Origin of the sequence: Buchnera aphidicola (Symydobius americanus) (assembly GCF_964059135.1) — a bacterium.
Classification (GTDB): domain Bacteria; phylum Pseudomonadota; class Gammaproteobacteria; order Enterobacterales; family Enterobacteriaceae; genus Buchnera_L; species Buchnera_L aphidicola_AJ.
This window is the reverse complement of the sequence record NZ_OZ060393.1, coordinates 108634-121856: the sequence shown is the minus strand read 5'-3', so window position 1 is coordinate 121856 and position 13223 is coordinate 108634. Positions and strand designations below refer to the sequence as shown.

Below are 13223 nucleotides of genomic sequence, written 5' to 3'. Positions count from 1 at the left end.
AGTAAAATATGAATGTACAAAACAAAATTAATTTTATTATTGAAACTTGAATTTTAATACATCATAAATCAAGCTTAAAATAATTTGATTGAATACCAGAAATACCAACTGAGTTATGATAGATTGAATGATATTTCAAATTAATTCCTTGACTAAACTCAGATCTAAAATGTTTCATTGCACTCTGTAAAGGTTCAATTGCCCCAGGGGCATGTGCGCATACAGTTTTACCAGGACCTAATTGAAAACATAAATCTTCTAATATTTCAATAGAACCTGGTCGACCACAACCTTTCTCTAAAGAATCTAAGATGTTTACTATCCAAGGCAATCCATCCCGGCAGGGCGTACAAAGACCGCATGATTCTCGGGAAAAAAATTTTTCTAAATTAAGAACTAAAGAGACCATATTAATAGTATGATCCACAGCCATTGCAAGACCAGTTCCAAATCTACTGCCTATCTTTTGAATATTTTCAAAATCCATTTGAACATCAATATCCTTATCAGTAAGAAAATCAGTACCTGCCCCTCCTGGCTGCCATGCTTTAAGTGAAAAACCCTTTTTCATCCCGCGCGCATAACGTTCTAAAATTTCTCGGGCAGATATTCCAAAGGGTACTTCCCATAATCCAGGATTATTCACTTTTCCTGAAAATCCCATTAATTTCGTTCCATGATCTTTACTATTTGATAATGTTTTATACCATTTAGGACCATTTAAAATAATAGATGGTATATTTGATAATGTTTCTACATTATTAACGCAAGTAGGTTTACCCCATAAACCAATCTCGGCAGGAAAAGGGGGTTTAAGTCTAGGATTTGCCCTATAACCCTCCAAAGAATTTAATAAAGCTGTTTCTTCTCCACAAATATATCTGCCAGCTCCAGTGTGCAAAATAATATCAAAATTAAAAAAACTACCAAGAATATTTTTCCCTAAATACCCCATATTTTTTGCTTCAATCAGCGAACGTTTTAAAATATTTTTTGCATCTATATATTCCCCACGTAAAAAAATATATCCTTTACAAGCTTGTAATGCAAATCCAGCAATAATCATACCTTCAATTAACTGGTGGGGAATTTTTTCTAATAAAAATCTATCCTTATAGGTCCCGGGTTCCATTTCATCAGCATTACAAACTAAATACCGTGGTACACCCTCTTTTTTAGAAGGCATTAAACCCCATTTTATACCAGTAAAAAATCCAGCACCTCCTCTACCTCTTAATTCTGAAGATTTAACCATGGTTATAATTTCCTGAGGAGTCATCTGTTTAAAAACCTTTTTTAAAGCAGAATATCCATTTTTTTTGGAATATTCAGAGATAAAAACACTATCTTGAACATCATTTAACCACCATGTTAAAGGATGTGTTTCAGGAAAACGTAATATTTCTTTCATTGAAATTTCTCTAGTAATATAGGAATAAAATCAATATTTACATTTGAATAAGTATGATTATTAATCATAATTACAGGTGCTTTATCACAATTTCCTAAACATGAAATAGGTAATAAAGTAAATTTATTATCATTAGTAGTATGCCCTGGTTTTATATTCAAAATTTTTTGTATTTTTCTTTTAATATTCTTATAACCCATTACATAACACACAACACTATCACAATATTTTATAATATTTCTACCAACTGGACATCGATAAATTTGACTATAAAAGGTCGCTATTTCTTCAACTTCAACAACAGAAATTGATAAAACTCGAGAAATTTCTTTAATTAAATTATCAGATACCCATCCTCTTGTTTTTTGTACAATCTTTAAAGCTTCAATTAATACTGCTCTGGGGTGTTCATAATGTGTAAGTTCTTTTTCAATTTGAGACAACTCAAAATCAGTTAATATATTTTTATTTAACATAATTTATATTTTATATAATTTGATATTGAAAATAATTTATCGATCAACATCCGACATTACAAAATCAATACTTCCTAAATAAACAATTAAATCAGAAATTAAACTACCACGAATAACAGAAGGAATTTGCTGTAAATGTGGAAAACTTGGTGTTCTAATTCTGGTTCGATAACTCATTGTATTACCATCACTAATTAAATAATAACTATTTATACCTTTAGTGGCTTCAATCATCTGAAAGCTTTCATTGGGAGGAAGCACAGGACCCCAAGATACTTGTAAAAAATGCGAAATCATAGTTTCAATATGTTGTAAAGTTAATTCTTTGGAAGGAGGTGTAGTTAATGGATGATCAGCTTTAAATGGACCAGATGGCATATTATGCAAACACTGCTTTAAAATTACTAAACTTTGCCGTATTTCTTCTACTTTAATCATCACTCTAGAGTAACAATCACTTTCTCCATTACCTACTGGAATCAAAAAATCAAAATTATCATACCCAGAATATGGTCTTTTTTTTCTAACATCAAAATCAATTCCAGTAGCTCGTAAACCAGCACCCGTTATACCCCAAGATAAAGCTGATTCTCGATCATAACAAGCAATACCTTTAGATCGATTAATTAAAATAACATTTTTCAAAGCAACTTTAATATAATCATCTAACCTTTTAGGCATCCAAATAAGAAAATCATATAATAAATGATTCCAACCTTTCGGAAGATCATTTGCAAGACCCCCAATCCTAAACCAAGCGGGGTGCATTCTTGCTCCAGTAATTGCTTCAATCAAATCATATATTTTTTGACGATCAGTAAATGCAAGGAATACAGGCGTCATAGCTCCAACATCTTGAATAAAAGTTGAAATATATAATAAATGACTATTAATTCGAAACAACTCAGATAACATAACACGAATTACTTCCACTTTTTTTGGAACTGAAATATTAGCTAATTTCTCTACAGCTAATATATATGGCATTTCATTAACACAACCACCGAGATATTCAATACGATCAGTATATGGAATATAAGTATGCCAAGATTGACGTTCCGCCATTTTTTCAGCTCCACGATGATGATAACCAATATCAGGCACACAATCTATAATTTCTTCTCCATCTAATTGTAAAATAATACGAAAAGCTCCGTGAGCTGATGGATGATTTGGACCAAGATTTAAAAACATAAATTCAGAATTTTTATGTTTTACATGCATACCATATTCTGTCGGATTAAAAACTAAAGCATCCATCTCTTTCTTTTCTTTAGATGCATCTAAAAAAAATGGAAGATGTTCAGTAGCTCGTGCAGGATAATCTTTTCTTAACGGATGACCAACCCAAGTATTAGGCATCAAAATACGAGTTAAATTAGGATGATTTTGAAAATTAATTCCAAACATATCCCAAGTTTCACGTTCATACCAATTTGAATTTTTAAAAATACTTGTTAAAGTTGGAATATTTAAATCATTTTCTAATAAAGGAACTTTAATTAAAATATCAATATTTTGCTCAAGAGAAAAAAAATGATAAAATACCGAAAAATCAGCAATAGGAAAATCTTTACGATATACTCTTAACCTTTCATCAATACCGTGTAAATCAAATAACATAGAATAAGATCTAGGATTTTTTTTTAAAAATTGACTCAACTCTAATAATATCTCTCTCTGAATCCAAATGACTGGACACCCAACTAATGTCTTTTGATTATATAATATTTGATTTGAAAAATAATTATACAATTCTTTTATAATAGATTTGGTCATAAATAACTCAAAAATATATTCAATATAAACAATTGTATCAGTCACAAGAATTATTACAAATAAAATAAATATTAAAATATTTCAAAAAAAATACTTTAAAATAAGATATAATATAATTTAAACATTATTTGGAGTACGTAAATCTTTTACTTGAGAACGAATATCATTTTTCTTTAATTTTTGAGATTTTAAATTTGCTTTATAAACACCTTGATCTCCCATTACCCAAGATAAAGGACGACGTTCATAAGAAATAGATTTCTGGAGTAACATTAGAGCATCAATATAAGCTTCCGGCCTTGGAGGACAACCTGGAATATATACATCCACCGGAATAAATTTATCAACACCTTGTACGACCGAATAAATATCATACATACCACCAGAATTAGAACAAGATCCCATAGAAATTACCCATTTGGGATCTAACATTTGATCATATAATCTTTGTATAACAGGCACCATCTTAATAAATGGAGTACCAGAAATAATCATAACATCCGCTTGTCTAGGAGAAGATCGTAATACTTCCGATCCAAACCTAGCAATATCATGAACAGCAGTAAATGAAGTAACCATTTCGACATAACAGCATGATAATCCAAAATTATATGGCCATAAAGAATTTTTTCGGCTCCAATTAACCAATTTATGTAATAATTGTGTTAATTTTCCCATAAATATATTATTCTGTAATCGAACTTGTAAAGGATCGTCTACTATTTTTTTAGTATGTAGTGGATATTTTTCTTTACTATTATCTAAATTAATGCGAGTTAAAGTATATTTCATGATATTTCCTGATAAATATTCAAAATTATATAAAATATGATATTATAAAGTTATCTTAATAATGTATAGTTGATTTATTTGATACCCAATCAAAAACTCCATTAAGAGTAAGGTATATAATCGATAATAATAAAACCCCAACAAAAGTTAAAACTTCTAAAAAACCACACCAACCAATTTTTGTAATATTTATAGACCATGCATATAAATATAATGATTCTACATCAAAAATAACAAAAAATGCAGCTATTAAGTAAAATTTTATAGATAATTTTAAATTAGTATTACCAAAAGAATCAATACCAGATTCAAAAGGAGTATGTTTATTACGAGAAATAGATCGACTTCCTAAAAGCCATCCTCCTAATAACATAATAAAACAAACAAAAAAAGAAAAACAAATAAAAAATAAAAAACTATAATTTTGATCGCACAATTAATCTTCTCCAAAAAAATTTACTATATAACTAAAATATATTAAATAATATATAATTATAATCCATATTAAATATAATATTTATATAAAAATACAATGATATCATTATTTGAGAATAATAAATATTTCAAATATTGATAATAATATAATCAATAATATATTTTTTTTATTATAAACCCTTGATGGATAATAAAAAGACCCCATTTATTTTAAATATAAGCAAATATAAAAAAAATTTGATTAAAAACAATATAAATATATTATAATAAATACAATCAATATTTTACGGAAAATAAAAAATGAGCAAAATTATTGGAATCGATTTAGGAACCACCAATTCTTGCATAGCTATTATGGATGGAAAACAAGCTAAAGTTTTAGAAAATTCTGAAGGAGAACGAACTACACCATCTATAATTGCATATACTAAAAATGGAGAAATTTTAGTAGGACAACCAGCAAAAAGACAAGCAATTACTAATCCACAAAACACATTATTTGCAATTAAACGATTAATTGGTAGAAAATTTCAAGATGAAGAAGTTCAGCGCGATTTGAAAATTATGCCATATAAAATTATTAATTCCAATAACGGAGATGCTTGGATTGACATAACAGGAAAAAAAATGGCTCCACCACAAATTTCTGCAGAAGTTTTAAAAAAAATGAAAAAAACAGCAGAAGATTATTTAGGTGAAAAAATAAAAGAAGCCGTAATTACTGTACCTGCTTACTTTAATGATGCACAAAGACAAGCAACCAAAGACGCTGGTCGAATTGCTGGATTAGAAGTCAAACGTATTATTAATGAACCAACAGCAGCAGCACTTGCTTACGGATTAGATAAAAGTTCAGGAAATAAAATAATCGCAGTATATGATTTAGGGGGAGGAACATTTGATATTTCCATCATTGAAATTGATAATGTCGATCAAGAAAAAACATTTGAAGTGCTTGCAACCAATGGAGATACACATCTAGGAGGAGAAGATTTTGATAGTCGATTAATCAATTTTTTAGTCAACGAATTCCAAAAAGAACAAGGAATAGATTTAAGAAAAGATTCCTTAGCCATGCAAAGATTAAAAGAAACTGCTGAAAAAACAAAAATTGAATTATCTTCTACTCAACAAACAGATGTGAATTTACCATATATAACAGCAGACTCGAATGGACCAAAACACTTAAATATTAAAGTAACTCGATCAAAACTAGAATCACTAGTCGAAGATCTAGTTGAAAGATCAATTATCCCATTAAAAACTGCATTAAAAGATGCTAAATTATCTGTTACTGATATACATGATGTTATACTAGTTGGTGGACAAACTAGAATGCCTATGGTACAAAAAAAAGTAGCAGAATTTTTTGGAAAAGAACCAAGAAAAGATGTTAATCCAGACGAAGCAGTTGCAATAGGTGCAGCAGTACAAGGTGGAGTATTATCAGGAGATGTCAAAGATGTTTTACTACTAGATGTTACTCCATTATCACTAGGAATTGAAACCATGGGTGGAGTAATGACAAAATTAATTAATAAAAACACCACAGTTCCTACTAAACATAGTCAAGTATTTTCAACAGCAGAAGACAATCAATCTGCCGTAACAATACATGTATTACAAGGAGAAAGAAAAAGAGCATCAGATAATAAATCATTAGGTCAATTTAATTTAGATGGCATTCAACCTGCACCACGGGGAATACCACAAATCGAAGTAACATTTGATATTGATGCTGATGGAATATTACATGTTTCTGCAAAAGATAAAAAAACAGGAAAAGAACAAAAAATCAAAATCCAATCCTCTTCTGGACTTAATGAAAATGAAATTAAAAAAATGATCTCTGATGCAGAAGAAAATTCTGAATCCGATAAACAATTTGAAGAATTAATTAAAATTAGAAATCAAGGAGATCAAATTTCTCATAGCACAAAAAAACAATTATCAAACCTTAAAGATCAATTAAGTACTACAGAATACGAAAATATTCAAAAATCAATCAATGCATTAGATGAAGCATTAAAAACAGAAAATAAATCTGATATAGAAAATAAAATACAAACCCTGATTAAAGAATCTTCAAAATTAATAGAATTAGAAAAAAATAAAAATCAAAATACAGAACCAAATAAAAATGAATCTTCTGTTCAAAAAGAAGATAATGTTGTCGATGCAGAATTCGAAGAAGTAAAAGATCCAAAAAAATAAAAAACAATAATTATCATACTTAATTAATAAAATTCTTCTAGAAATACTATACGAACGAATAATTCGTTCGTATAAATATATGTTATGTGAGAACATACGAATGACAAAACAAGATTACTATCAAATTTTGGGAATCTCCAAATCAGCAAATGACCGAGAAATAAAAAAATCTTACAAAAGATTAGCAATAAAATATCATCCAGATAGAAATCAAGGTGATAAAAATGCCGAAAAAAAATTTAAGGAAATTAAAGAAGCATATGAAATATTAATTAATCCTGAAAAAAGAACAGCATATGATCAATATGGACATTCTGCATTTAAACAGGGCAATTCAAATAGTTCATTTGAACATCATTTTGGTAATTCTGCAGACTTTAATGACATATTTGGCGATGTATTTGGAGATATATTTGGAAATCACCAAACATCCAGATCCAGAAGAGGATCAGATCTACAATATAATATTGAACTAGAATTGGAAGAAGCAGTACGAGGTATTAATAAAGAAATTCTTATTCCAAAATTACAAAAATGCCTAGCATGCCATGGCAGTGGTTCACATCTTGGAAAACAACCAAAAAAATGTTATTCCTGTCAAGGTAGTGGACAGATACATATAAGACAAGGTTTTTTTTCAGTACAACAAACTTGCTCAAATTGTCAAGGAAAAGGAGAAGTTATTACCCATCCTTGTATGTCATGTAAAGGAAATGGAAGAGTTCAATCATCCAAAAAAATCGCAATTAAAATACCAGCAGGAATTGACACTAATGATAAAATTAAATTAAAAAATGAAGGAGAAGCAGGAAAAAACGGCGCAGCATCTGGAGATTTATATATTCAAATTTCAGTAAAAAAACATCATATTTTTGAAAGGCAAGAGAACAACCTTTATTGTGAAGTCCCAATAAATTTCTCTATGGCTGCATTAGGTGGAAATATTGAAGTACCAACATTAGATGGAAAAATTAAACTAAAAATACCATCAGAAACACAATCAGGAAAACTATTCAGAATTAAAGGTCGAGGGGTAAATTCAATACGAACAAGAAGGGTAGGAGACCTATTATGTCGAGTAATAGTAGAAACGCCTGTAAAATTAAACGAAAAACAAAAAGAACTTCTTAGAGAACTAGGAAATAGTTTAAATCAACAAAAAAAAGTGACAAATAACCCAAAATCAAAAAGATTTTTTGATGGAGTAAAAAAATTTTTTGATAATTTAACAAAATGAAAATTTTTTGTAGTATTGCTTCATTTAAAAATGATTTGGAGCAATACTGATATATCTATTTCTTGGTATAACCTGAGAGATGTTTTATTTTTAAAAATAATCTTGATTTGTGCCTAGAAGCTTTATTTTTATGAATTAAACCTTTCCTTGAAAAACGATCCAATAAAGATTGTAATTTATGAAATAAATTTTTTATCTTTACTAAATCACCAGTGTTAATCAAAGAAGAAAATTTTTTCATGAATGTACGTAACATAGATTTACGACTAAAGTTATGATTCCGTCGTTTTTTAGATTTTATAGCATGTTTTTGAGATGACTTAATATTTGACATAATCCAAATCTCTCCAAAAAAAATATATTTTTAATCATCAAAATCAAACAAATACAAATAGAATATAATAAATATACATGAGAATAAATATTATTACAATTATTTATAAACAAATAAATAATATAATACATAAAAAATTATAATATACTTAATTTATTTCAAAATTAATATACACATATATCATATAAATAAAATTAAAAATAAAATATTTCAAAATTTATGATTCAAAAAAAATTATATAAAAAATAAAATATTTTCAAAAATAAAATCTTCAAATGAATGCCAGGCTAATATGAGAAAAAAAATGAATCACTATAAAAATACTTTAAATCTACCTAAAACAAATTTCCCAATGAGAGGAGATTTACCAAACAAAGAACCAAAAATTTTAGAAAAATGGAATCAAAATAAAATTTATCAAATAATTAGAAACAAAAAAAAAGGTAAAAAAATTTTTTTATTACACGATGGACCACCCTATGCAAATGGAAAAATTCATATTGGTCATGCAATAAATAAAGTATTAAAAGATATTATTATCAAATCAAAAACACTATCTGGATTTGATGCACCATATATTCCATTTTGGGATTGTCATGGCCTACCAATCGAACATAAAATTGAATCTAAATTTGGAAAGCCAGGAGAAAAAATTACAAAAAAAAAATTTAGAGAAATTTGTAAAATATACGCAACTAAACAAGTAAAACAACAAAAAAATGATTTTATTAGATTAGGTATATTTGGAGAATGGGAAAAATCCAAACTAACAATGGATCCACATTTAGAAGCAAACGTAATCAATATATTAGGTCAAATAATACAAAATAAATATTTATATCAAGGCTTTAAACCAGTACATTGGTGTCTAAGTTGTAAATCTGCTTTAGCAGAAGCAGAGGTAGAATATTACGATAAACAATCAACCGCAATAACGGTTATGTTTCCAATTGAAAATATCAATAGATTAAAAGAAATTTTTTTAACATCTATCGAAATAAAAAATATCCATATTATTATATGGACCACAACGGTTTGGACTATTCCAGCAAATCGAGCAATCGCAGTACATCCAGAATATAAATATCAACTAATTCAATTTAAAGAAAATATTTTAATTATTGCAAAATCCTTAGTTAAAAGTCTCATGTCACAAATTAATGTAAATTCTTGGAAAATTCTTGGAACAACAATTGGAAAAAATTTAGAAAACACTACATGCATACATCCATTTTTAAAAATTAAAATACCAATTATATTATCTAAACATGTAACCCTAGAATTAGGAACTGGTGTTGTACATATAGCTCCCGATTATGGAAATGACGATTATGATATTAGTCTAAAATATAAAATACCCATGACCAACATTATTGATGATGAAGGAAAATATATAGATAATATACATCCAAAGATCAATAAAAAAAATATTTTAAATATTAATCAAACAATAATTGAATTATTAAATAAAAAAAACAAATTATTACACCAAACAAAAATTAATCATTCGTACCCTCACTGCTGGAGACATAAAACACCAATTATTATAAAAGCAACCAAACAATGGTTCATTAATATCGAAAATAGTTCACTCAAAAAGAAATCAATAAATGCAATTCGTGATGTAAAATGGATACCTCAATGGGGTTATAATCATATGAAAAATATGGTCATAAAAAGACCCGACTGGTGTATTTCAAGACAAAGAACATGGGGGGTACCAATAACAATTCTTATACATAAAAAAAATGGTATATTACACCCAGAGATGAATCAAATAATCAAAAAAATAGAAAAAAAAATTAAAAAATATGGTTCAGAAATATGGTGGAAATTAGATATAAAAAATCTTATCCCAGAAAATCACGAAGAATACGAAAAATCAACGGATATATTAGATGTTTGGTTTGAATCTGGTTGTACACAAAACGTAAAAGAATATCAAGATCTTAATGAAAAAAATCACCATATGTATGTTGAAGGATCGGATCAATATCGAGGATGGTTTATGTCTTCATTAATTATATCACAAGCTATACATATACCTGCACCTTATCAAACTGTATTAACACATGGATTCGCAATAGATAAAAAAGGACAAAAAATGTCTAAATCATTAGGTAATATTATTACACCTAACGAAATTATTAAATCTTTTGGGGCAGATATTTTAAGATTTTGGATTGCGTCAAATAATTATACTAATGATATCTATGTAAACCAAAAAACATTACAACAAATCTCTAATCAATATAGAAAAATTCGTAATACTCATCGATTTTTATTGGCTAATATAAATGATTTTGATCCTAAAAAAAATATCATAAAATACCAAGATATGATTATTTTAGATAAATGGATCATTGGTCAAACATATATAATCCAAGAAAAAATTATTAAATTATATAATAATTATAAATTCTATGAAATAATACAAAAAATTATAAAATTTTGCTCAATTGAATTAGGATCATTTTATCTTGATATCATTAAAGATCGACAATATACATTTCAAAAAAACAGTCGAGCTAGAAGAAGCTGTCAAACAGCAATGTATCATATTATACAATCCATGGTAAAATGGATATTACCAATTTTACCATTTACAGCAGATGAAGTTTGGAATTACATACCAAAAAATAATAAAAAATATATATTTATTGAAGAATGGTATAACTTATTAACCCCATTTTCAAAAAAAGAAATAATTAATAACAAAAACTGGTCAACACTAATACTACTTCGAGCAGAAGTTAATAAAATTATCGAAGAAAAAAGAAAAAAAAAAATTATTGGTAATTCATTAGAATTAACAGTAATATTATATATCAAAGAAGAATTATTAAATGTTATAAATTTATTAAAAAATGAATTGAAATTTATATTATTAGTATCTTCTACAAAAATTAAAAATTATAAATCATCCCCCCTGAATATTCAAAAAAATCAAACCATCAAAGGACTAAAAATTGACGTTCAAAAATATATAGGAATAAAATGTCCAAGATGTTGGCATTATTTTAATTTTACAAATCTCCAAAATCAAGATAAAAATCTTTGTAATCGATGCGATCAAAATCTTTATAAAAAAGAAGAAGAAAGAAATTTTGTCTAAATATGTTAATTTAGTATTATTATACACAATCTTTATATTAGATTATCTAACTAAAGTATGTATAAAAAATCATTTCAAGGTATATGAATCAAAATTCATATGTTATTTTATAAATTTTATTTATATTAAAAATTATGGAATAGCATTTAATTATTTCGAAGGAAATTCACAATATTTTAAATATATATTATTTATAATTAATATAATAATTATTATATATATTATAAAAAAATATCCAGTTTTTAATAAAAATATTGGATATATTTTAGTTTTAGGAGGATCTTTAGGAAATCTATTTGATCGATTATATTATGGATATGTCATTGATTTTATAGATATTCATATTAAAAATTATCACTTTGCAATTTTTAATATATCAGACCTAAGCATATTCATAGGAATGATAATATTTTTAAATTTTAAACATAACATATATTAAATATTGAGACTAAAATATCCATACTTTAATATCTTAAACCAAACTATCAAATAAATAATATAAATTAATTATTTAACTGTATTGAAATAAAAAAATGAACATAAAGACAATTAAACTTGCAATATCTGGCGCATACGGAAGGATGGGAAAAAATATAATAAAAGAAATTCAGGAATATAAAAATATTATATTAAACTATGCAATAGTTAAAAAAAATAATCAAACAATTATTCTAAAAAATCAAAAAAAAATTAATATAATTGAAAATATCTCAGAAATAACAAATTATCAGAATTCATTTGATATTTTAATAGATTTTAGTAATCCACAAACAACATTAAATAATTTAAAATTTTGTAATAAATATAAAAAAAAAATAGTAATTGGAACTACAGGATTTAATGAAATAGAAAAAAATATTATTAAAAATTACGCTAAAAATATTGGTATTGTGTTTTCATCCAACTTTAGTATCGGAATTAATCTCATTTTTAGGTTATTAAAAAATATAACTAATATACTCGATTCTTCTTATGACATTGAAATTATAGAAGCACATCATAAAAATAAAATCGATTCCCCTTCAGGGACTGCGCTAACTATGGGAGAAATTATTGCAAGAAATAAAGGATGGAATTTAAAAAAATGCAGTATATATAGAAAAAAAGAAAATCAACAACCAAAAAAAACAAACGAAATCGGATTTTCTATTATACGTAGTGGAAATATTATTGGTGAACATACAGTAATGTTTTCAAATATGGGAGAAAAAATTGAAATCAAACATAGTGCAAATAATAGAAATGCATTCTCCAAAGGAGCAATTCAAGCAGCAATTTGGTTATTAGATAAAAAACCCGGTCTATATAATATGCTTCATGTATTAAATAAACAAAAATAAAAAATAAATAAATCAAATTAATTGTTGTAATTACTTCAAATCATAATACAACCTTATAAAAATATAATATTTTATATAATTTGGAGAACG

General features: G+C 26.6%; 11 protein-coding genes. 5 read left to right on the top strand and 6 right to left on the bottom strand.

The window, feature by feature from the left end; all coding sequences use genetic code 11:
* Positions 1–61 precede the first annotated feature (61 nt).
* From nuoF to ndhC, 5 genes are all read right to left on the bottom strand, one after another.
* Positions 62–1411, bottom strand: a complete 1350-nt coding sequence (gene nuoF, locus AB4W55_RS00570; RefSeq protein ID WP_367672633.1) for an NADH-quinone oxidoreductase subunit NuoF — start codon at positions 1409–1411, stop codon at positions 62–64.
* Positions 1408–1887: an NADH-quinone oxidoreductase subunit NuoE gene (gene nuoE / locus AB4W55_RS00565; protein WP_367672631.1), complete on the bottom strand. Its 480-nt coding sequence runs from the start codon at positions 1885–1887 to the stop codon at positions 1408–1410. Before nuoE ends, nuoF begins: the two co-directional genes overlap by 4 nt.
* A gap of 36 nt (positions 1888–1923) precedes the next feature.
* The gene (gene nuoC, locus AB4W55_RS00560) at positions 1924–3666 is read right to left on the bottom strand and encodes an NADH-quinone oxidoreductase subunit C/D (RefSeq protein ID WP_367672630.1); all 1743 of its coding nucleotides are present in this window, start codon (positions 3664–3666) and stop codon (positions 1924–1926) included.
* Positions 3667–3783: 117 nt separating this feature from the next.
* Positions 3784–4458 (bottom strand): NADH-quinone oxidoreductase subunit B family protein, encoded by a 675-nt coding sequence (locus AB4W55_RS00555; RefSeq protein ID WP_367672629.1) that lies wholly within the window; start codon positions 4456–4458, stop codon positions 3784–3786.
* Between the two features lie 55 nt (positions 4459–4513).
* On the bottom strand, positions 4514–4894 hold the full coding sequence (ndhC, locus tag AB4W55_RS00550; RefSeq protein ID WP_367672627.1) for an NADH-quinone oxidoreductase subunit A: 381 nt from the start codon (positions 4892–4894) through the stop codon (positions 4514–4516).
* Positions 4895–5193: 299 nt separating this feature from the next.
* Here ndhC and dnaK point away from each other — a divergent pair, with 299 nt between their 5' ends.
* Together dnaK and dnaJ are read left to right on the top strand one after the other, a co-directional pair.
* Positions 5194–7107 carry a molecular chaperone DnaK gene (gene dnaK, locus AB4W55_RS00545; RefSeq protein WP_367672626.1) on the top strand — a complete coding sequence of 638 codons (1914 nt, stop codon included), beginning with the start codon at positions 5194–5196 and terminating at the stop codon, positions 7105–7107.
* A gap of 100 nt (positions 7108–7207) precedes the next feature.
* Entirely contained in the window at positions 7208–8344 is a 1137-nt protein-coding gene (dnaJ, locus tag AB4W55_RS00540; protein ID WP_367672625.1) for a molecular chaperone DnaJ, read from the top strand.
* A 55-nt stretch (positions 8345–8399) separates the two neighbouring features.
* Here the strand turns inward: dnaJ and rpsT are convergent, their stop codons facing one another.
* A complete protein-coding gene (gene rpsT / locus AB4W55_RS00535; RefSeq protein ID WP_367672624.1) occupies positions 8400–8678 on the bottom strand; it encodes a 30S ribosomal protein S20 in 279 nt (92 codons plus the stop codon).
* Positions 8679–8982: 304 nt separating this feature from the next.
* On the opposite strand from rpsT, the gene ileS reads away from it, so the two are divergent.
* The 3 genes from ileS to dapB all read left to right on the top strand — a co-directional run bounded on the left by ileS (position 8983) and on the right by dapB (position 13133).
* Positions 8983–11793: an isoleucine--tRNA ligase gene (gene ileS / locus AB4W55_RS00530; RefSeq protein WP_367672622.1), complete on the top strand. Its 2811-nt coding sequence runs from the start codon at positions 8983–8985 to the stop codon at positions 11791–11793.
* Positions 11786–12232, top strand: a complete 447-nt coding sequence (lspA, locus tag AB4W55_RS00525) for a signal peptidase II (RefSeq protein ID WP_367672620.1) — start codon at positions 11786–11788, stop codon at positions 12230–12232. The genes ileS and lspA overlap by 8 nt, the downstream gene beginning before the upstream one ends.
* A gap of 94 nt (positions 12233–12326) precedes the next feature.
* Positions 12327–13133: a 4-hydroxy-tetrahydrodipicolinate reductase gene (gene dapB, locus AB4W55_RS00520; RefSeq protein WP_367672618.1), complete on the top strand. Its 807-nt coding sequence runs from the start codon at positions 12327–12329 to the stop codon at positions 13131–13133.
* The last annotated feature ends 90 nt before the right edge of the window (positions 13134–13223 follow it).

What these genes read in the sequence shown, in the direction of transcription:
- nuoF (WP_367672633.1), bottom strand. Translation starts at nt 1,411, where the DNA reads ATGAAAGAAATATTACGTTTTCCTGAAACACATCCTTTAACATGGTGG.
- nuoE (WP_367672631.1), bottom strand. Translation starts at nt 1,887, where the DNA reads ATGTTAAATAAAAATATATTAACTGATTTTGAGTTGTCTCAAATTGAA.
- nuoC (WP_367672630.1), bottom strand. Translation starts at nt 3,666, where the DNA reads ATGACCAAATCTATTATAAAAGAATTGTATAATTATTTTTCAAATCAA.
- AB4W55_RS00555 (WP_367672629.1), bottom strand. Translation starts at nt 4,458, where the DNA reads ATGAAATATACTTTAACTCGCATTAATTTAGATAATAGTAAAGAAAAA.
- dnaK (WP_367672626.1), top strand. Translation starts at nt 5,194, where the DNA reads ATGAGCAAAATTATTGGAATCGATTTAGGAACCACCAATTCTTGCATA.
- dnaJ (WP_367672625.1), top strand. Translation starts at nt 7,208, where the DNA reads ATGACAAAACAAGATTACTATCAAATTTTGGGAATCTCCAAATCAGCA.
- rpsT (WP_367672624.1), bottom strand. Translation starts at nt 8,678, where the DNA reads ATGTCAAATATTAAGTCATCTCAAAAACATGCTATAAAATCTAAAAAA.
- ileS (WP_367672622.1), top strand. Translation starts at nt 8,983, where the DNA reads ATGAATCACTATAAAAATACTTTAAATCTACCTAAAACAAATTTCCCA.
- dapB (WP_367672618.1), top strand. Translation starts at nt 12,327, where the DNA reads ATGAACATAAAGACAATTAAACTTGCAATATCTGGCGCATACGGAAGG.